This window comes from Neorhizobium sp. IRS_2294 (assembly GCF_050500145.1).
In the GTDB taxonomy this organism is placed as follows: domain Bacteria; phylum Pseudomonadota; class Alphaproteobacteria; order Rhizobiales; family Rhizobiaceae; genus Neorhizobium; species Neorhizobium soli.
On sequence record NZ_CP191439.1, the window covers coordinates 543,778 to 563,850 of the forward strand.

Below are 20,073 nucleotides of genomic sequence, written 5' to 3' on the forward strand. Positions count from 1 at the left end.
ATGTCACTCGCATCGGCACTGAGTACGACAAAGAATATCTTGAACAACACCGCCACGCAGACGGGGGTGTTGTCGACAAACGTTCAAAACGTCGGGAACAGCGATTACAACCGCCGTTCCGCAGCGACTGTCACGAACGCCTATACCGGTGCCACGACCGTTCAGACAGCGCGGACGGAAGACGCCGCGCTGCTGAAGCAGACACTCTCGTCTACGGCCGACGATGCGGGACAGCAGACATTGCTGGCCGGACTGGAATCCGTCTACACAATCATGGGCGGGGACGGGTATTCGCTTGCTCCGTCCACGGCACTGTCCGAACTGCGGGACGCGCTGCAGACCTACGCGGCGACCCCCGGAGACGTGACGCTGGCTTCGGCTGCGGTCAACTCGGCGGTCGATGTTGCGACGGCTCTCAATACCAGCACCACCGAAGTGCAGCAGCTTCGCGCTGGCACCGACGCCCAGATTTCCGGCCAGGTTGACAAGCTCAATAAGCTGCTTGCGCAGTTCGAGCAGGCCAACAAGGCGGTTGTGACGGCGGCTGCGGCCGGCACCGACGGCAACAATGCTCTCGATACCCGCGAAAGCCTGCTCAAGCAGATTTCCGGCATCGTCGGTATCAGCACCGCGACGCGCGACAACAACGACATGTCGATCTATACGAATGGCGGCATCACGCTGTTCGAAAGCACGGCACGGCCTGTAACGTTCGATTCGACTGCCGGTTACGATGCAACGACGGTCGGCGGCGCAGTCTATATCGACGGCGTGGAGCTGAAAGCCGGCCAGAGCAGCGACACGACGGCGCAAGGGTCGCTTCAGGCACTCGTCCAGCTGCGTGACGAGGTCTATCCAACGTACCAGGACCAGCTCGACGAAATCGCCCGCGGCCTGATTTCCCTGTTTTCCGAAACAGATGGCGCAAGCCAGATCGCCGGTCTTTTCACGACGACCACAGGCGACGAAGTCGATTTCGAAACGGCTGAGATCATCACCGGCCTGGCTGGGATCATCACGGTCAATGCCGAGGCGGTCGCCGACCCCACCAAGCTCAGGGACGGCTCGATTTCGGGTGCCAGTGTCAACACCGAAAGCGCGAGCGGCTTTTCCACGTTGCTCAGCGAATATGTCTCGGGCTTCGAGACTTCCATGGAATTTGATCCTGCCGCCAAGATCGGCGACAAGGCCACATTGCTGGATTACTCAACGGATTCTGTCGGCTGGGTCGAGGAATACCGGAGCGGAGCCACAAATGCTGCGGAAACCACGACGGCCATGCTGTCGCGTTCAACCGAGGCCTATTCCAACGCAACGGGCGTCAATCTCGACGAGGAACTGATCCTCCTCCTCGATGTCGAACAATCCTACAAGGCGGCCTCAAAGCTCTTGTCGACCATCGACGAGATGCTGGCGGCGCTGATGGAGGCTGCGAACTAAGTCATGAAGACGACATCCATCTCAACCCTGTCCGTCAGCCAGACAATGCAGCTGACCGTACAGAACTCGCAGACCGAGATCGCCAAACTGCAGAAGGAATCGGTCAACGGTACCTATGCGGATACGGGTCTGGAACTCGGTACGCGGACGTCTGCAAGCCTCGATTACGGCCGCGAGTCATCACGGCTGCAGGCAATCATCGATTCCAATTCGCTGACCAATCAGCGAATGGATTCCTCGCAGCTTGCGATGGAGCAGATGTCCGACTCCGGCCAGACGCTGCTGGATTCACTGGTCGCGCTCTCCGGAAGCAGCGACAAGACGAGCTTGCAGGTTTCTGCCGATACGGCGACGTCCGTGCTCGAGAATTTCGTCAGCTACGCAAACGTCTCGGTCAATGGCGAGTATCTGTTTTCCGGCATCAACACCGATGCCGCACCTCTGGACGACAGCTTCATCACCGACCTTACGGACGACTTCAACACGCAGTTTTCGAGCTTCATGTCGGCCAACGGTATCTCCAGCGCATCGGATATATCGTCCAGCCAGATGGCGACCTTCCTCGACGACTATACGTCGTCCTTCGACTGGTCCGGCTGGACAAACGCGTCCGACACCAAAATGACCGGTCGTGTCAGCACGTCTGAGACCGTCACCACTTCGACGAGCCTGAATGCCGATGGCTTCAAGAACCTCGTTCTCGGCAGCCTGATCACGTCCCAGTTGGCAACGGCGGGCCTGTCCGCCGATGCACTGAACAAGGTCAACGCGACCGTTACCAATCTTGCCGGCCTATCGGTGTCCGGCATCGATGCTGAGCGCTCTTCCATGGGTCTTTCCCAGGAGCGCGTCGAAAAGGCCAATACCGCCATGTCGGCGCAAATGGATATCATCAACACCCAACTGACAGATCTCGTCGGCGTGGATACTTATGATGCTTCGGTGCGTCTCAACACGTTGTTGACGCAAGTAGAGACCTCATACACCATCACCTCCAAGATCCAGGGACTGAGCCTCGTCAACTATCTATAATGGGTAGTTGCCCCGCGGCATTTGGTTTGCAACATGAAGGAAGCAAGCATGTTCCAGTTTGCGTATGCCGAGGTAATCAAGGATGACCTCGCAAGCGCTAGAGAGAGAGAACGCCAGGTTCTGGCCCGCTCCATTGAGCTCCTCTCTGCAGTCCCGAACAAATCGCATTATGGACGCGAGGCCGTCGAGGCCATCCATTATACGCGCAGGGTCTGGACCCGGTTTATCGAAGACCTCAACCAGCCCGACAACGAGCTCGGCATCGAGCTGCGCGCAAAGCTGATCTCCATCGCCCTTTGGATACTGAAGGAATGCGAACGCATTCGTAAAAAGCAGTCCGACAATTACCAGGGCATTATCGACGTGACTACCATCATCAGGGATGGCCTAAGATGAAAAGCACACTGCGTATCTCGCTGAAGTCCGGCGAAAAGATCTTCATCAACGGCGCAGTCCTGCGTGTTGATCGCAAGGTTTCTCTCGAATTCCTCAACAACGTTACGTTTCTGCTGGAAAACCATGTTCTCCAGCCCGAGGATACGACGACCCCGCTTCGTCAGCTGTACTTCATCGCACAGATGATGCTGATCAATCCGGAAGGCAAGGACCAGGCCGTGACCATGTTCCGCCGGTCGGTCATGATGCTGCTCGCATGCTTCCGCAATCCGGAAATCATCGACGAGCTCAAGCAGATCGATGCGCTTGTTGCCTCCGATCGCGCTTTTGAAGCACTGAAGGCAATCCGCGCGCTCTATCCTGTCGAAGAGCGCATCCTGAACAGCAAGGAAGTCGCGCCGGCTGCTATCGCCGGTCTGCGCAAGGAGATGGGGCTATGGCAGTAGATACGGTATCGTCCGCAACCTCGACGACTGCAACGAGTTCGTCGAAGGCTTCATCCGCTGCGGCAAGCGCTTCGCTCGATTACGACGCTTTCCTGCAGCTTCTGATCGCCCAGATGCAGAACCAGGATCCGACCGATCCGCTGGATGCTAGCGAACAGATCTCGCAGCTGGCAACCTTCTCGCAGGTCGAACAGTCGATCCAGACGAACACCAACCTGGAAAGCCTGATCGCACAGTCGTCGCTGTCCAACGCCTCGTCCTATATCGGCAAGACGATCACCAGCAGTGATGGCAAGACCAGCGGTGTGGTCGAATCGATCGAAGTCACCTCTGACGGTCTGGTTGCAACGACCGATGCTGGCAAGGAGATCACGATCGGCGACGGCATCACGATATCTGCGACGAAGTCCTCGGAGTCCTGATCCGACTGAATTCCTGAAATTGCAGGCGAGCCTGCGGTTTTGCCGGGGGCAGTACCGGTCGCTCAATTGCATTGGCGGTCGGTGGCTGTCATCATCCGCATGCGATTCGCGCCAGATGATGATGGCCACGACACCAATGCCCCGGATGATCCTGCAATGAATGAAGCCGATGCTCTCGACATGATGCACTCGGCGATATGGACGATTCTCATCGCCTCAAGCCCGGCAGTGCTGACCGCGATGATTGTCGGCATGGTCGTGGCGCTCATTCAGGCGCTGACGCAGATCCAGGAAATGACACTGACATTCGTGCCCAAGATCGTCGCCGTCATGCTGGCGCTCGGGATTGCTGCTCCCTTCATCGGCGGCCAGATCTCGCTTTTCACCGATCTCGTCTTTTCGCGCGTCCAGTCCGGTTTCTAGCGCACGGCTGCCAAGGCTGCGAGGCTTGCTCGCACGCTTCGCCTGCGATGATGGCGGACACCCTCACACAAGCTTCGCTGCCTAGAAGGGATCTGTCGCAACAGGTCCGGGCATTATCATGTCTTGCTTTTTGCGCGATCCATGGGCGCAGCACGCGCCTTTCTAATCTCATGAAGAGATACCGCATATGGCAATGACGAAGACGTCCATTACCCCCGTGAAGGCCGCGCCGAATGGCCGCGATATCGGCTTTGCCGTCGGTATCATGGCCATCCTGTGCATCCTGTTCCTGCCGGTGCCGGTCTTCATGATCGATATCGGGTTGGCGTTTTCGATCGCCTTTTCCGTTCTGATCCTGATGGTGGCGCTGTGGATCCAGCGGCCGCTGGACTTCTCGTCCTTCCCGACGATCCTTCTGATCGCGACGATGATCCGGCTGGCGCTCAATATCGCCACCACCCGCGTCATTCTTTCGCACGGCCACGAAGGCCATACCGCCGCCGGCGGCGTGATCGCGGGTTTCGCGAACCTCGTCATGTCCGGCGATTTCGTGATCGGTCTGATCGTCTTCCTGATCCTGATCGTCGTCAACTTCATCGTCATCACCAAGGGTGCGACGCGTATCGCCGAAGTCGGCGCGCGCTTCACCCTCGACGCCATTCCCGGCAAGCAGATGTCGATCGATGCCGATCTGTCAGCCGGCATCATCGACGAGAAGGAGGCGCAGCTGCGCCGCCGCGAGCTGGAAGAAGAAAGCTCGTTCTTCGGCGCCATGGACGGTGCCTCCAAATTCGTACGCGGTGACGCGGTCGCCGGCCTGCTGATCACCACGATCAACGTGTTCGGCGGCATCATCATCGGGTACTTCCGTCACGGCATGGAAATCGGCGAAGCCGCCGACGTCTTCGTCAAGCTGTCGGTCGGCGATGGTATCGTGTCACAGGTTCCGGCGCTGATCGTTTCGCTCGCAGCCGGCCTGATCGTCACCCGCGGCGGTACCCAGGGTTCCACCGACGTAGCCGTTATCGGCCAGCTGAGCGGCTATCCTCGCGCGCTGTGGGTCGCAGCCGGCATGATGGCGACCTTGGCACTGGTGCCCGGCCTGCCGTTCATGCCGTTCATGACGCTTGCATTCCTTCTCGCCGGTGCCGGCTGGGTCATTCCGAGGCAGATCGAAGCCGAGAACCAGAGGGTGCGCGAAAGCGAGGAGAAGAAGGTCGTCGAGAACCGCGAATCGGAAAAGGATTCGGTCAAGAACGTCCTCAAGACGGCAGAAATCGAACTGGCGCTCGGCAAGCAGGTCTCGCCGCGTCTTCTCGGCGCCCACCAGGAACTCGGGTTCCGCGTCGGCAAGATGCGCAAGCGGTTTGCCACGCAATACGGGTTCGTCGTGCCGGAAATCAAGGTTGTCGACGATATCCAGATCCCGGAAAAGTCCTACCAGATCCGCATCCACGGAACGACGGTCGCCAGCAGCACGCTGCGACTGGGCGAAGTCCTCGTCATAGTCGGAAAGGATCGCAAGCCGTCGGTTCCCGGCGACGAGGTTCGCGAACCCACGTTCGGCATGCCGGCCGTCTCGGTGCTGGAGCATTTCGTCGAGGATCTGAAGCGCGAGGGTTTCCACCCGATCGACAACGTCTCGGTGCTTCTGACCCATGTCAGCGAAGTCATCCGCAACAACCTGCCGCAGCTTCTATCCTACAAGGACGTCAAGATCCTCATCGAGCGTCTCGATCCGGAATACAAGAAGCTGGCCGATGAGATGTGCTCGTCGCACATGTCCTACTCGGGACTGCAGGCGGTTCTGAAGCTTCTGCTCGCCGAACGCGTCTCGATCCGCAACCTGCACCTCATTCTCGAGGCCCTCGCCGAACTCGCGCCGCATGTCCGCAAGACCGAGCAGCTCGTCGAGCACGTGCGCGTCCGCATGGCCCAGCAGATCTGCGGCGATCTTGCCGACAACGGCATCCTGCGCGTCCTGCGTCTCGGCTCCAAATGGGATCTTCTGTTCCATCAGGCGATCAAGCGCGATCCCAAGGGCGACATCATCGATTTCGACATCGATCCGCGCTCGCTCGAGGAATTCAGCGAACAGGCGGGCAAAGTCATCCGTGAATACATGGACAAGGGCATGCCCTTCGTACTTGTCACGTCGCCGGAGACACGCTCTTATGTGCGCATGATCATCGAGCGGCTGTTCGCAACTCTTCCCGTCCTGTCGCATGTCGAGCTGGCAAAGGGCACCGAGATCAAGGTACTTGGATCGATCTCATGATAACGGACCCGCAGGGCACGATCATCGCTCTCTTTCTTGCATTCTGCCGAATCGGCGGCTGCATCATGATCATGCCCGGGTTCTCGTCTGCCAGATTGCCCATGGAAGTCCGGCTGTTTCTATCGGTGGCGCTGTCCATGGCGGTGCTGCCGATGGTCTGGGACACGATCTACCCCAGGGTTTCCGGTGACGCTGCGGGTCTCGGCCTGCTGATTGCGTCTGAAACCCTCGTCGGGGCCGTGTTCGGCCTGATCGCCCGCCTTTATGCGTCGGGTCTGCAGTTTGCCGGCGCCGCCATCGCCATGTCGATCTCCTTCAGCGGTCCGCCCGGATCCGACGTGCTGGAAGATTCGTCGGAAAGCCAGCTGACCAGTCTTCTGACTCTGTCCGGCCTGCTTGTCCTGTTTATGCTGAACTTCCATCACATCGTCATCAGGTCGCTGGTCGATTCATACACGACAATCCCGCTCGCCGAAGGTCTCAATCCGCGGCGCATCCTGATCACTCTGACGGATACGTTGTCGGCCACGTTCATGATCGTCCTGAGGCTGATGAGCCCCTTCCTCGTCTACGGCATCATGTTCAACGTCGCTGTCGGAATGATCAACAAGATGGCGCCGCAGATCCCGGTCTACTTCATCTCGACGCCGTATGCGCTGATGGGTGGTATCTTCCTGCTCTATCTCGGCATCGCCTCCATGATCGAGGAATTCGTGCGCGGGTTTCCGCTTGTATTCACCGGGCTGTAGGCAAGGCTTCCAAGGAGGACGCGCGTGGCAGGCAACAAGAAATCCGACAAGCTGCGGCGTCTGGTCGATGTCCAGCGCCAGCTAGAAAAGCTCGCCGAGTTCGAGCTCAGCACCACGGTGCAGCGCAAGGCGGAAATCGATCAATCCATCGACACGACTGTTGATGCGCTGTCCTCGACCGATCCCGTACACCAGCAGTTCTCCAAGAATTACGCCGACCGGCTGACACGCCTGTTTTCGCGAAGCCAGCAGATCGTTGCCCAGCAGAAGGCGCAGGAACAGCGGGTCCTGCGCGAAAAGACCAAGGGCGATAGGCTCGAGGAGCGCATGGGCGACGCAAAGGAGCTGGAAGGCCGGCTTGCCGAGGACGAGCGCATGTACGATCTCGTTGATCTCGGCCTGATGGTCTCCACACCAGCTTCCAGCAAGCTTGATAAGGGATGATCCAGTTCGCTAAATAATGAGGAACTGGAATTGGCTATTTCCCCCCCGAGCGATCTTGTCCTGGATGTTGTCCAGGCCGCAGATCCGGGCCTGCTTCAGGCCGCACGTGAAAAGCTGAAGGCAAACGAAGCAACGGCGCAATCGGTCATGCTGGCCTCCAACGGTGTGGGTTTCGCCCAGGCCGTAAGCCAGACTGCCAAGTCCGCAGAGTCCGCCGGGTCCGACGCCACGGTCGAAAACGTCCGTGTTTCGCGCCACAAGGATATTCCGGAGACCTACCGGAAGTTCGAGGCAAGCGTTGCCTCCACGTTTATCCAGAACATGCTTCCATCCGAGAGCGAAGAAGTCTTCGGCAAGGGTTCCGCCGGCGATTTCTGGAAGGGCATGATGGCGGAACAGATTGCTGATGCCGTCTCCAAGCAGGGCGGTTTCGGTATTGCCGAAAAACTATTCTCGCAGTCGGTTCAGCATGCACGTGGCACGGCACCGAATGCCAAGACCGATGAAGGCGATCGCCAGATGGCGGTGGGCATGATCACTGATTTCCAGCGGCAGATCCTGTCTCCGTCGGAAAACGCCGGCGCAGCCAAGAAATCAAATTAATTAACATTAGAAGGTTGATATGGACGTCGTTTCCACTGACTACCGCATCAAGACCGTGCTCTCCCGTCTTGAGATGATCATCGATAACGAGAATGATCGGATCGGCCGCGACTCCGGCTTCGACCTCAAAGTGTCGAACGCCCACAAGAGCCGCTGCCTCTATGAACTGACGACCCTGTTCCGCGGGCCGGACGTCAAGGAAACGTCGGCACCTTATCTTGGTCAGTTGCAGGGCCTGAAGAAGAAGCTGAAGCTCAACGCCCAGCGCGTCGAAGCGCATCTCGAGGCCGTCCGCGCCGTTGCCGACATCCTCAAGAACGCCGTCAAGGACATGGACGCCGACGGCACCTATTCGGAACATCAGTTCCGGTTCGGCACGTCCTGATGATCAAGGTTCTGCTGATCGGGCTCTGGGTCTGCATCGCCACGATCGGTGGCGTGTATGTCTCTGCGCAGATGTCGAAGGCGCCCGTGGCGACCGAGGCGGAAGCCGCGGTCGTGACCACGATCGTGCGAGGCAACCCGGTCAGCCTGCCGGTCATCAACAATGGTACGGTTCAGGGCTATTTCCTTGGCCGCATCTCGCTTTCGGTCGACAGCATGAAGTCCAAGCACGTTCAGCTTCCGATGGAAGTCGTTCTGACGGACCAACTGTTCTCGCTTCTGATGGGCGAAAAGATGATCGACCTGAAAAGCGTCGGCACCTTCGATCCGGAAAGCTTCCGCACGAAGATCAAGGACGGCATCAACGCCAAGCTCGGCGATACGGTCGTCGCCAACGTGTTGATCGAACAGCTCGACTACATGTCGAAGGAGACGATCGACACGAACACGGCGAGACGCGGCAGTAACCCCGTTCCGGCCCAGAAAATCGTCGAGGGCGTCAAGGTCGAGGCACCGGCGGCAGCTCCGTCGCACTAGGCAGTCGTCGCTGCGGATCAGGCATGCCGTTTCAACGGCCATGTCTTTTCGACACATCGCTCGCATTTTAACGGTTGGCTTCAAAGCCGGTTCAGCACTTTCCGCTAGGGTCCAGGACGACTGGATTTTCGAGCGGAGAGCACACGTGAACGCCTCGGTACACATCAACGCCTTCAAGGCAGTCCCGCACGGTCTGGGCAACGGCATCGAAGAGCTGAGCTGGACTGCCGCATTCGAGCGTGCGGAGGCTATGCTCAACGATCCACATCCATCGTCGACCATAACGTTTTCACGCGGTCTCGTCGAATATCGGACCCTTTCGGAAACGGGTGAGAGCGTTGCGCGCGCGCGGCTTCCCGTTCGTGGCAGCGTACGTCTGGCCGGCATATCGGCACGCCTGTTCGGCCCCGGCCTGCGTGACCGCTTCACCGCGTCGGCCTTCGTCCCGGCGTTCCTGACATTTTCCGAGAAGAACCGCCGCATTGGCCTGGTTGGCAACGACGTGGCGGTTCTCAAGCCGCTGCGCACCGCGTTCTCCCGCCATGCGCCCTGGCACCGTTTCGAGACTGTCGATCCGTCGTCGGTTCTCGAAGGCGGCTTTGATCTCGTGATCGCCGATCTTCGCCGTCCACAGGATCTCGATCGCCTCGTCCATCTGCCGGCCATTGCCTCCGCAGCTCTGACGATTGCCGCAAACGATGATCTCTTCCGGCTGCCGGGTCAGATTTCGCGTCGTTAACGCTTTCTTTGCCATGGAAATTTAGACTGTATTAAGAAAATCGGAGCGCTTCGGTGCTGCCCGCGAAACAAGACGGTCTTTCCATGGATAATTCTGAGATCGAAAAGCCCGACAGCCTGCTCGAGGATAGCGCCCGGGACAACCTCCCGGCGCGGCGTGCACTCCCGTCCGCGCTGCTCGGGATCGGTCTGATGACGGCTCTCGGAGGCGTGGCGCCGCTCGTCCTCCTCGGCAGCAGCGATGCGACGTTTACCGCCCAGACGCAGCTGAAGGTCGGGGCAGTCAGTGAGCAGACCGTATCTGCTGCGACGGGGCAGCTTCTCGCCAGAACCACGATCGACAATCTCATCCATGCCCTGAACCTTGGCAAGGACAGCAGTTTTGCGACCGAACCCCAGAGCGTGACCGGCCTTCTCTACGAAATCCTGTCCGGCACCGGGACGACGACCCTGCAGGACGAAGCGGGTCTGCGCGACCGCCTGACCCGCGCAATCACCATTTCATACGACCAAAGCAGCACGGATCTGCGCATTGCGGCGACGGCCGGAAAGCCTGAAGAGGCTCGCCAGATCGTCGGCATGCTGGGCAATGCCGTGCCGACAGCGTTGTCTGTCGGCGCGTTCGATGGCCGCGACCCGGCCGTCGAAGCCCTTCGCGACACGCTTGGCCGCGCAGAAGCGGCGCTTTCAGGGTTTGTCAGCCGAACCGGCAAGGACAAGGTTGCCGAACTGAAAAGCCGGGCCTCCGAAATGCGCGACCTGAGCCGCGATGTCGAGCAGGCCGAGAGCGATCTCGTCGCTCTGAAAGACAGGCTGAGCCAGGCCTCCGCCATGAAGGTCGCCGACGTTCTGAACAAGCCTTTGCCGGACAGTCTGGACTATACCGGCCTCGAATATCAGCGCCAGCGGCATGTGGAAGCACAGCTTGCCGTCGATCAGCTTTCCAGCGATCTCGGCCCGCTTCATCCGCGTTTCCAGGCAGCCGAAGCAGTGCTTGCACAGGCGCGCCTCTCGATCCAGGACGCGTTGAAGCAACTGGTGAAGTCGCTGAACAGCCAGCAGCTGCATGCCGCCGCGCAGCTTGCGGAACTTCGCGCCAAGCTGAAACAGCTTTCCGCAGACAAGACGGTGTCTGACGAGATCGCAGCGCTCTCAGGGCTGGAAACGGCCGTTGCGGAAGCGCGCGACAATTACTCAAGCGGCCGGTTCAACAGCCCCGGTTCTTCCAAGCTGGTCGCCGCCCCACGGGTGCAGATCTCAAAGCCTCTGACCGTCACCCCCAACGAAGCACCGGCGACCGTCTGGCTCGGCCTGCCCTGGTACGCGCTGAGCGGGCTCGGCGGCATGGCTGGCCTGCTTCTCGGCGCTGCCGGCGCAATATTGATGGGACGCCGTTCGTCGCCGGAGCCGCAGGTCGCGCACGTCGATATTGAGCACGACGAGGCCGATCCGATCCTGCGGGACGATGTCGAGGACATCGCCGCGCTGCCGATGGATGCGCGTTGGGCCGCCGATCTGGATCTTACCGATGAGTCCGAAGAGATCGCAGCCGCCTACGAATATGACCACGGTGCGGGCTCCGACGCCTGGGCGCAGGACGTCGAGACCGATGCCGTGTCCGAGGATTACAGACACGAAATGGAGGAGCGCGAGGCCGCCAATGGTCTACCGCTGTCCGCACAGCTTCGCGAACTGCTGATGGCAAACAGACAGCCCTACGATCAGGCCGCCGTTCCACCGCTTCTCGCGGTCGCAATTTCGGATCCGCACCGGCATGCGATGCGGGAGGAAGAGCTTGCCTATTCCGAACTCTCGCATGAGGATCGCCGGGCGATCGAGGAATTGCAGCTTCTGCGACAGGAAATGATAGAACTGCGCGACCGCGTGCAGAGCTATTCCGAACTGCGCACCGCGTCGGGACGATAGGGCAGGCACGGGTCACCCGGATCAAGATTTGACCTTGCTTTTGTTTGCTCCCGACAGCATTAGGCGCAGGTGAGCCAGTTCGGGCAGTAGCCTCCGGCTTAGATCTGTTCGGTCAACGGGAGATGGCACGTGGTCACGGTAATCGACGGCAAGCAGGCGGCAGCATCGGTCATTTCGGCAGTCACGGAGGCAGCGGAAAGTCTCGAACGGGCCGGCGGCGCAAAGCCCGGCCTCGCAGTCGTCATCGTCGGCAACGATCCGGCCAGCCACGCCTATGTCAGCTCCAAGAGCCGGATGGCGAAGCAGTGCGGCTTCAACTCGATCCAGCACACGTTGTCGGAAGAGACGACGCAGGAGGCGCTTCAGTCTCTCGTCGATACGCTCAACGCCGATCCGGCGATCCATGGCATTCTCGTCCAGCTGCCGCTTCCGAGACATCTCGATCAGGAGCCGGTGATCCAGTCCATCCTGCCGGAAAAGGATGTCGACGGCCTCAACATCGCCAATGCCGGCAAGATCGCCACCGGTGACCTGACGACAGGCATGATCTCCTGCACGCCGGCCGGCTCCATGCTGCTGGTCAAGCGCATCCATGGCGAAGACCTGTCCGGGTTGAACGCCGTGGTCATCGGCCGGTCCAACCTGTTCGGCAAGCCGATGGGCCTGTTGCTTCTGGCCGCAAACGCCACCGTCACCATGGCGCATTCGAAGACGAAGGATCTCGCCGCCGTCTGCCGCAACGCCGATATCCTGGTTGCCGCCGTCGGTCGGCCCGAAATGGTCAAGGCGGATTGGGTCAAGCCCGGCGCGACCGTGATCGATGTCGGCATCAACCGGGTGCCGGCACCGGAAAAGGGCGAGGGCAAGACCCGTCTCGTCGGCGACGTTGCTTTTGACGAGGCCTCAGAGGTCGCCGCAGCCATCACGCCGGTTCCAGGCGGCGTCGGTCCGATGACCATCGCCATGCTGATGGCCAACACCGTAATCGCCGCCCATCGCGCCGCCGGGCTGCCTGCGCCAAAGTTCTGATTTCGGACCATTCATCACATTCAAGGCGTTTTGCTTGCACTGGCGCCCTTGAAACCTCTGGCTCTGCCTTAAATCCCCCTGTAGATTACGCTTCAAAGGGGAGGATATTTTGATGAAGAAATCGTTTTGGATCGGCACGGCTTTCGTCGCACTGCTGGCTGGTGCCGCAGGTGCGCAGGAACTGAAGTTCGCGCCCGGCGAAGATGCCAAGTTCAACTGGAAAAGCTACGAGGATTTCAAATCCGCGCATGGTGACCTGAAGGGCCAGAGCCTGACCCTGTTCGGTCCCTGGCGTGGTGAGGACGAGGTGCTGTTCAACAGCGTGCTCGCCTATTTCAATGCCGCGACGGGTGCGAACGGTAAATACTCGTCGTCCGAGAACTACGAGCAGCAGATCGTCATCGATACCCAGGCAGGCTCGCCGCCCAACATTGCCATCATCCCGCAGCCGGGTCTTCTGGCCGATCTCGCGACCAAGGGCTTTCTGACGCCGCTCGGCCAGGAAAATGCCGACTGGATCAAGACCAACTACGGCTCCGGCGAGGACTGGATCCGCTACGGGACCTACAAGGGCAAGGACGGCAAAGAGGCCTATTTCGGTTTCCCGTTCAAGGCCGACCTGAAATCGCTCGTGTGGTTCGTGCCGGAGAATTTCGAGGAAGCCGGTTACGAAGTCCCAAAGACGATGGAAGACCTGATCAAGCTCTCCGACCAGATCGTCGAGGATGGCGGCGTGCCGTGGTGCATCGGTCTCGGATCGGGCGGCGCGACTGGCTGGCCTGCGACTGACTGGGTCGAGGACATGATGCTGCGGACGTCGTCGGCTGAAACCTATGACAAGTGGGTGTCGAACGAGATCAAGTTCGACGATCCGGCAGTGGTTGGCGCCATCGAGGAATTCGGCAAGTTCGCCCGCAATGACAAATACGTCGCGGGCGGCGTTGCAGCGGTCGCCTCGACCGACTTCCGCGACAGCCCGAAGGGCCTCTTCGACATCCCGCCGAAGTGCTACATGCATCACCAGGCCTCCTTCGTGCCATCCTTCTTCCCTGCGGACAAGGAACTGGGCGTCGATGCGGACTTCTTCTACCTGCCGACCTATGCCTCCAAGCCTGAACTCGGCACCCCGGTCCTCGGTGCCGGCACGATGTTTGCCATCACCAAGGATTCTCCTGCGGCAAAGGCCTTCATCGAATTCCTGAAGACGCCGATCGCCCATGAAGTCTGGATGGCGCAAGCCTCCTTCCTCACGCCGTTCAAGGGCGCCAAGACGGAAGCCTATGCCAACGACACACTGCGCAAGCAGGGCGAACTGCTGACCACCGCCACCACCTTCCGCTTCGATGCATCCGACATGATGCCCGGCAAGATCGGTGCCGGCGCCTTCTGGACCGGCATGATCGACTATGTCGGCGGCAAGGATGCAAAGGCTGTGGGCGGCGATATCCAGAAGGCCTGGGACGGCCAGAAATAGTCATTCACGTCGAAGGCTGTGCTCGCGACTGCTCTTCTCCCTCGACCACAGGGAGAAGGGTGGATGCGGGGGCGAGGGGCATTTCCAGGGTTGGCATTTCCCGGATATGACGACGGAAGACCTGCTTAGCACTGCAGAAAAGGGGGAGGGCCTATGTTAGCTCAGATTGCATCTGCCATGGGTGTCGTCGTTGCCGGCGTTTTTGCCTGCGCGCTCTACTACTGGCTTTCCGACAAGCTGCTATCAGCGGCACTTCCGGTGCCGGAAGGCGATGCCCGCAAGGCTTCGGCCAATCTCAACCGCAGAGCCACGATCCGCCCCTGGCTGTTTCTCGGACCCGCACTCCTGCTGCTCGCGGTCTATCTCGTCTATCCCGTCATCGCGACCTTCATCCTGTCCTTCTACGATCGTTCCGGCGGCAATTTCGTCGGCTTTGCCAATTACCGCTGGGCCTTCTTCGACGCGCAGTTCCGCCAGTCGATCTTCAACAACATCCTCTGGCTCGCCGTCGTGCCGGCAGCCTGCACCTTCCTCGGCCTGGTCATCGCGGTGCTCACAGACCGTATCTGGTGGGGAAATCTCGCCAAGAGCCTGATCTTCATGCCGATGGCGATCTCGTTCGTCGGCGCTTCGGTGATCTGGAAATTCATCTACGAATTCCGTGGCGGCAACGAAACGCAGATCGGCCTCTTGAACGCGATCGTCCGGGCAATCGGCGGCGATCCGCAGGTGTGGATCTCGCTGCCCTTCTGGAACAACTTCTTTCTGATGGCGATCCTGATCTGGATCCAGACCGGTTTTGCGATGGTCATCCTGTCGGCAGCGCTACGCGGGATTCCTGAGGAAACCGTCGAGGCAGCCGTCATCGACGGCGCCAATGGCTGGCAGATCTTCTGGAAAATCATGGTGCCGCAGATCTGGGGCACGATCGCAGTGGTCTGGACCACGATCACTATTCTCGTCCTCAAGGTGTTCGATATCGTTCTGACCATGACCAACGGTCAGTGGAACACGATGGTGCTTGCCAACCTGATGTTCGACTGGATGTTCCGCGGCGGCGGCGACAGCGGCCGAAGTGCCGTCATCGCGCTGGTCATCATGGCGGCGGTGACGCCGATCATGATCTGGAACATCCGTCAGGCGAACCGCGACATGGGAGACCATTGAGATGAGCGCTGTCGCAAGCCTTCGCCGCATCGGCGTTCCAAGACTGATCCTGCATGCCTCGGTTCTGATCATCTGCATCATCTGGCTGATCCCGACGCTCGGCATCCTCGTCACCTCGTTCCGCGATGCCGGCCAGATCACCTCCTCGGGCTGGTGGACGGCGCTGACGGGTGCTGCTGAAACCAGCGCCGCACGCCTTGGCGATCCCGCAAGCGCCCGGCAGGACGGCCCCAACTACAACATATCAGGCTCCGTCTTCGATGGCGGCGACGTCAAGAGCGGCAGTGTGGTCGCCTTCGGCACCAGGGTCGCTGCACCGACAGAATTCGAGGCCGGCAAGGAAGCGGATCTGGGAGACGGCGAGAAGCTCACCGTCAACACGGATGGCAGCTATTCCTACGTGAAGAGCGGCCCATTCGACGACAAGCGCGGCAAGCGCATCTATCTCTCGATCACCCAACCGCCGAACTTCACCCTCAACAATTACCGCACGGTACTGACGTCCGCCGGCATCGGCCAGTCCTTTATCAATTCGCTGACGGTCGCAATACCCGCCACCATCATCCCGATCCTGATCGCAGCCTTCGCAGCCTATGCCCTGTCTTGGATGCAGTTTCCCGGCCGGTCGCTGATCATCGCGCTCGTGGTCGGGCTGATCGTCGTGCCGCTGCAGATGACGTTGATCCCGTTGCTGACGCTCTATAACGACATCGGCAACCTGTTCGGCGTGTCGTCGCGCTCCTATGTCGGGATATGGCTTGCGCATGCGGCCTTCGGCATGCCGCTCGCGATCTATCTCCTGCGAAACTACATTGCAGGTCTGCCCAAGGAGATCATCGAATCCGCCCGTGTCGATGGCGCCAGCGATTTCGAGATATTCGTCAAGATCGTCCTTCCGCTGTCGTTTCCGGCACTCGCCTCCTTCTCGATCTTCCAGTTCCTGTGGACGTGGAACGACCTTCTCGTCGCCATGGTATTTCTCGGTACCGGCAAGGATCAACTGGTCCTGACCGGCTCTCTCAACGCGCTGTTGGGGTCGATGGGCGGCAAATGGGAAATTCTCACCGCTTCGGCCTTCATAACCATCATCGTCCCGATTATCGTTTTTTTTGCACTGCAGCGATACCTCGTCCGCGGCCTGCTCGCCGGGTCGGTCAAGGGCGGATGATGTCTGTGAACCAACAGGGATAGTGGATGACAAGTTCGGCGGAAGTCTCCGGAGCAACGGACGCAGCAAAGGATCGGGACTGGTGGCGTGGCGCCGTCATTTACCAGATCTATCCCCGCTCGTTCCAGGATAGCAACGGTGACGGTATCGGTGACCTGAAGGGCATTTCCGCGCGCCTGCCGCATATCGCAGCGCTTGGTGCCGACGCCATCTGGATCTCGCCGTTCTTTCCGTCGCCGATGAAGGACTTCGGCTATGACGTCGCCAATTATTCCGATGTCGATCCGATGTTCGGCACGCTTTCGGATTTCGATGGCCTGATCGCGGAAGCCCATCGCCTTGGCCTCAAGGTGATGATCGATCTCGTCATGTCGCATTCGTCGGATCAGCATTCGTGGTTCATCGAAAGCCGTTCCTCGCGCTACAATCCCAAGGCCGACTGGTATGTCTGGGCAGACGCGAAGCCCGACGGCACGCCGCCCTGCAACTGGCTGTCGATCTTTGGCGGTTCGGCCTGGCACTGGGATCCGACCCGCATGCAATATTACATGCACAACTTCCTCACCTCGCAGCCGGATCTCAACCTGCACAATGCCGAGGTTCAGGATGCGCTGCTGGACATGACGCGCTTCTGGTTGAACCGCGGCGTCGATGGCTTCCGCCTCGATACGATCAACTTCTACTTCCACGACAAGCAATTGCGCGACAATCCGGCGCTCGATCCCTCGCGCCGCAACGCGTCGACGGCGCCCGCCGTGAACCCCTACAATTTCCAGGAACACATCTACGACAAGAACCGGCCGGAAAATATCGCGTTCCTGAAGCGCTTCCGCGCCGTTCTCGACGAATTCCCGGCAATCGCTGCCGTCGGCGAAGTGGGCGACAGTCAGCGAGGCCTTGAGATCGTCGGCGAATATACGTCCGGCGATGACAAGATGCAGATGTGCTACGCCTTCGAATTCCTGGCGCCCGACGCTCTGACGCCCGCCCGCGTGGCCGAAGTGCAGACCGCCTTTTCCGAGGCCGCGCCTGAGGGCTGGGCCTGCTGGGCGTTTTCCAACCACGACGTGGTGCGCCATGTCAGCCGCTGGGGCATGGACGTGCTCGACCGTGAAGCCTACGCAAAAATGCTCTCGGCCATTCTTTTGACCCAGCGCGGCTCCGTCTGCATCTATCAGGGGGAAGAACTGGGCCTGACCGAGGCCGATATCGCCTATGCCGACCTGCGCGATCCCTACGGCATTCAGTTCTGGCCGGAATTCAAGGGCCGCGACGGCTGCCGCACGCCGATGGTCTGGGATGCCCAGGCGCTTCAGGCCGGCTTTTCGACGGCCGAAAAGACATGGTTGCCGATCCCGGTCGAACACCAGCTGAAAGCCGTTGGCGCCCAGTATGGCGATCCGGCTTCGGTGCTGGAGCAGTATCGCCGCTTTCTCGCCTTCCGCAAACTGCATCCGGCCCTGAGCAAGGGGCAGTTCATGTCTCTTCCGGTCGATGACACGGTGCTGGGCTACAAACGCCAATACGGCAACGAGACCCTGCTCTGCCTGTTCAACATGAGTGCGGGCGAGGTCGCGACCGACCTGCCGATCGGTCAGTGGGACATGCTCGTTGGCCACGGTTTTGACAGCCGTGTCGAAGGCAATCGTGTCGAGCTGCCACCTTGGGGGGCGTATTTCGCTCGCCACACGTAAGAGACAACAAAGGGTAACGGGGAGGATCACGTCATGACCGGTGTCGTACTGAAGGATATCCGCAAGTCCTATGGCCAGGTGAAGGTGCTGCACGGCATCGACCTGGACATTGCGCAGGGCGAGTTCGTGGTGTTTGTCGGCCCGTCTGGCTGCGGCAAGTCCACGCTGCTGCGGATGATCTCCGGGCTCGAGACGATCACCGGCGGCGAGATGCTCATCGATGGTCAGGTGGTCAACGACGTTCCGCCTTCGCGCCGCGGCATCGCCATGGTGTTCCAGTCCTATGCGCTTTATCCGCATATGACCGTCTACGACAACATGGCCTTCGGCATGCGGATCGCCAAGGAAAGCAAGGAGGAGATTGACCGACGGGTTCGTGCGGCCGCCGATATCCTTCAACTGACGCCCTATCTCGACCGCCTGCCGAAAGCGCTCTCGGGCGGCCAGCGCCAGCGCGTGGCGATTGGCCGGGCGATCTGCCGTGACCCGAAAGTCTTTCTGTTCGATGAGCCACTGTCCAACCTCGACGCAGCTCTCCGCGTCGCGACCCGCATCGAGATTGCCCGGCTCAAGGAGCAGATGCCGGACACGACGATGATCTACGTCACCCACGATCAGGTGGAGGCGATGACGCTCGCTGACCGGATCGTCGTGCTGTCGGCCGGCCGCATCGAACAGGTGGGGCCACCGCTCGAACTCTATGAGCGCCCCAAAAACCTCTTTGTCGCGCGCTTCATCGGCTCGCCGGCGATGAACATCATGCCCGTCACCGTCAAGGGAACCGGCGCTGTGACCACCGTTTCGCTTGTCGACGGAAAGTCGGTCATCGTACCGATCTCGACCGAAACCGGCGCGAACGGCAAGAGCGCAAGCTTCGGCGTCCGGCCGGAAGATCTGACCATCGCGACCGGCGAGGATTATCTCTTCGAAGGCAAGGTCTCCATCGTCGAGGCGCTCGGGGAGGTGACGCTCCTCTACATCGAAGGCTTGTCGGCCAAGGAGCCGATCATCGCCAAACTGCCTGGGATCATCGACGTGAAAAGAGGCGACACGATGCGTTTTTCAGCCGATCCGCAGAAGCTGCATCTCTTCGACGCGGACGGCCAGACCTATCGCCGCTGACGGATCGGGATAACTTTACATTTACCGGAATTTTGTGACTAATGCTCCGATTCGGGCCGCGTTTGAAATTCCAACGCTCTGTTAAACTTCAGGCCCTACTCTTTTGACATTGGAATAGGAGACACTGTCGTGACCGCGGCCCCCATTGGAAAAAGCCATTTTCTGAATAAGGAAGAGTCGTTCATGTACGACCGCGAAGCGCGGTTCAAGATGCATGACACGATGAACGCAGCCCGCATCGAGTACACCGAAAACGGCGTGATGAACATGGCGCAGCGCCGCTGCGACGTTCTGCAGATATCCGAAACCGAAGCGGTTCTCGGCATCATCACCCAGTACCACCTGCCCAAGCAATTCTATCTCGACATCCCGGACGCCCGCATCTCCAAGGTCGGCTGCATCCTGATGCGGGTCAACACCAACAACACCATTCAGGTTCGCTTTCTAAAGATGCTGACGAAGAAGGAGATGAACCGCATCTTCGTCTTCTCGACGCATCCGAACCACCGCGACATGACGATCGATCTCCGGGCCTGGTAAATCCACCGGTCCAAGGACCGCGGGCACTGTCGGAGTTCTTGAAAGGGCGGCTCAAGGCCGC

At 59.9% G+C, this 20,073-nt stretch carries 21 protein-coding genes; all 21 read left to right on the forward strand.

Annotated features, from left to right (window positions below):
- A complete protein-coding gene (gene flgK, locus ACQY1K_RS02635; RefSeq protein ID WP_062453794.1) occupies positions 1 to 1,440 on the forward strand; it encodes a flagellar hook-associated protein FlgK in 1,440 nt (479 codons plus the stop codon).
- A gap of 3 nt (positions 1,441 to 1,443) precedes the next feature.
- Positions 1,444 to 2,472 (forward strand): flagellar hook-associated family protein, encoded by a 1,029-nt coding sequence (locus tag ACQY1K_RS02640; RefSeq protein ID WP_092661200.1) that lies wholly within the window; start codon positions 1,444 to 1,446, stop codon positions 2,470 to 2,472.
- A gap of 48 nt (positions 2,473 to 2,520) precedes the next feature.
- The gene (gene flaF / locus ACQY1K_RS02645) at positions 2,521 to 2,868 is read left to right on the forward strand and encodes a flagellar biosynthesis regulator FlaF (protein ID WP_062453792.1); all 348 of its coding nucleotides are present in this window, start codon (positions 2,521 to 2,523) and stop codon (positions 2,866 to 2,868) included.
- Complete coding sequence (gene flbT / locus ACQY1K_RS02650; RefSeq protein ID WP_062453791.1) at positions 2,865 to 3,314, forward strand: flagellar biosynthesis repressor FlbT; 450 nt, start codon at positions 2,865 to 2,867, stop codon at positions 3,312 to 3,314. The genes flaF and flbT overlap by 4 nt, the downstream gene beginning before the upstream one ends.
- Positions 3,305 to 3,736: a flagellar hook assembly protein FlgD gene (flgD, locus tag ACQY1K_RS02655; RefSeq protein WP_062453790.1), complete on the forward strand. Its 432-nt coding sequence runs from the start codon at positions 3,305 to 3,307 to the stop codon at positions 3,734 to 3,736. The genes flbT and flgD overlap by 10 nt, the downstream gene beginning before the upstream one ends.
- Before the next feature lie 156 nt (positions 3,737 to 3,892).
- Positions 3,893 to 4,159, forward strand: a complete 267-nt coding sequence (fliQ, locus tag ACQY1K_RS02660; RefSeq protein ID WP_062454868.1) for a flagellar biosynthesis protein FliQ — start codon at positions 3,893 to 3,895, stop codon at positions 4,157 to 4,159.
- Between the two features lie 193 nt (positions 4,160 to 4,352).
- Positions 4,353 to 6,437: a flagellar biosynthesis protein FlhA gene (gene flhA, locus ACQY1K_RS02665; protein ID WP_062454866.1), complete on the forward strand. Its 2,085-nt coding sequence runs from the start codon at positions 4,353 to 4,355 to the stop codon at positions 6,435 to 6,437.
- Complete coding sequence (gene fliR / locus ACQY1K_RS02670) at positions 6,434 to 7,186, forward strand: flagellar biosynthetic protein FliR (RefSeq protein WP_430258230.1); 753 nt, start codon at positions 6,434 to 6,436, stop codon at positions 7,184 to 7,186. The genes flhA and fliR overlap by 4 nt, the downstream gene beginning before the upstream one ends.
- Before the next feature lie 24 nt (positions 7,187 to 7,210).
- Positions 7,211 to 7,630, forward strand: a complete 420-nt coding sequence (locus ACQY1K_RS02675; RefSeq protein WP_062453788.1) for a hypothetical protein — start codon at positions 7,211 to 7,213, stop codon at positions 7,628 to 7,630.
- Between the two features lie 30 nt (positions 7,631 to 7,660).
- Positions 7,661 to 8,233, forward strand: coding sequence for a rod-binding protein (locus tag ACQY1K_RS02680; RefSeq protein ID WP_062579116.1), 573 nt, complete (start codon positions 7,661 to 7,663; stop codon positions 8,231 to 8,233).
- A 19-nt stretch (positions 8,234 to 8,252) separates the two neighbouring features.
- Positions 8,253 to 8,618 (forward strand): hypothetical protein, encoded by a 366-nt coding sequence (locus ACQY1K_RS02685; protein WP_062453786.1) that lies wholly within the window; start codon positions 8,253 to 8,255, stop codon positions 8,616 to 8,618.
- The gene (locus ACQY1K_RS02690; protein ID WP_430258231.1) at positions 8,618 to 9,154 is read left to right on the forward strand and encodes a hypothetical protein; all 537 of its coding nucleotides are present in this window, start codon (positions 8,618 to 8,620) and stop codon (positions 9,152 to 9,154) included. Before ACQY1K_RS02685 ends, ACQY1K_RS02690 begins: the two co-directional genes overlap by 1 nt.
- Before the next feature lie 145 nt (positions 9,155 to 9,299).
- On the forward strand, positions 9,300 to 9,893 hold the full coding sequence (locus tag ACQY1K_RS02695) for a hypothetical protein (RefSeq protein ID WP_430258232.1): 594 nt from the start codon (positions 9,300 to 9,302) through the stop codon (positions 9,891 to 9,893).
- An 83-nt stretch (positions 9,894 to 9,976) separates the two neighbouring features.
- Positions 9,977 to 11,818, forward strand: a complete 1,842-nt coding sequence (locus tag ACQY1K_RS02700; RefSeq protein WP_430258233.1) for a hypothetical protein — start codon at positions 9,977 to 9,979, stop codon at positions 11,816 to 11,818.
- Between the two features lie 129 nt (positions 11,819 to 11,947).
- Positions 11,948 to 12,847, forward strand: coding sequence for a bifunctional methylenetetrahydrofolate dehydrogenase/methenyltetrahydrofolate cyclohydrolase FolD (gene folD / locus ACQY1K_RS02705; protein ID WP_430258234.1), 900 nt, complete (start codon positions 11,948 to 11,950; stop codon positions 12,845 to 12,847).
- Positions 12,848 to 12,959: 112 nt separating this feature from the next.
- Positions 12,960 to 14,321 (forward strand): ABC transporter substrate-binding protein, encoded by a 1,362-nt coding sequence (locus ACQY1K_RS02710; protein ID WP_430258235.1) that lies wholly within the window; start codon positions 12,960 to 12,962, stop codon positions 14,319 to 14,321.
- Between the two features lie 153 nt (positions 14,322 to 14,474).
- On the forward strand, positions 14,475 to 15,488 hold the full coding sequence (locus tag ACQY1K_RS02715; RefSeq protein WP_062453780.1) for a carbohydrate ABC transporter permease: 1,014 nt from the start codon (positions 14,475 to 14,477) through the stop codon (positions 15,486 to 15,488).
- A gap of 1 nt (position 15,489) precedes the next feature.
- Entirely contained in the window at positions 15,490 to 16,656 is a 1,167-nt protein-coding gene (locus ACQY1K_RS02720; protein WP_430258236.1) for a carbohydrate ABC transporter permease, read from the forward strand.
- 26 nt (positions 16,657 to 16,682) lie between these two features.
- Positions 16,683 to 18,350 carry an alpha-glucosidase family protein gene (locus ACQY1K_RS02725; protein WP_184654057.1) on the forward strand — a complete coding sequence of 556 codons (1,668 nt, stop codon included), beginning with the start codon at positions 16,683 to 16,685 and terminating at the stop codon, positions 18,348 to 18,350.
- A 33-nt stretch (positions 18,351 to 18,383) separates the two neighbouring features.
- Positions 18,384 to 19,472: an ABC transporter ATP-binding protein gene (locus ACQY1K_RS02730; RefSeq protein ID WP_430258237.1), complete on the forward strand. Its 1,089-nt coding sequence runs from the start codon at positions 18,384 to 18,386 to the stop codon at positions 19,470 to 19,472.
- Positions 19,473 to 19,655: 183 nt separating this feature from the next.
- Complete coding sequence (locus tag ACQY1K_RS02735) at positions 19,656 to 20,012, forward strand: hypothetical protein (RefSeq protein WP_113109509.1); 357 nt, start codon at positions 19,656 to 19,658, stop codon at positions 20,010 to 20,012.
- The last annotated feature ends 61 nt before the right edge of the window (positions 20,013 to 20,073 follow it).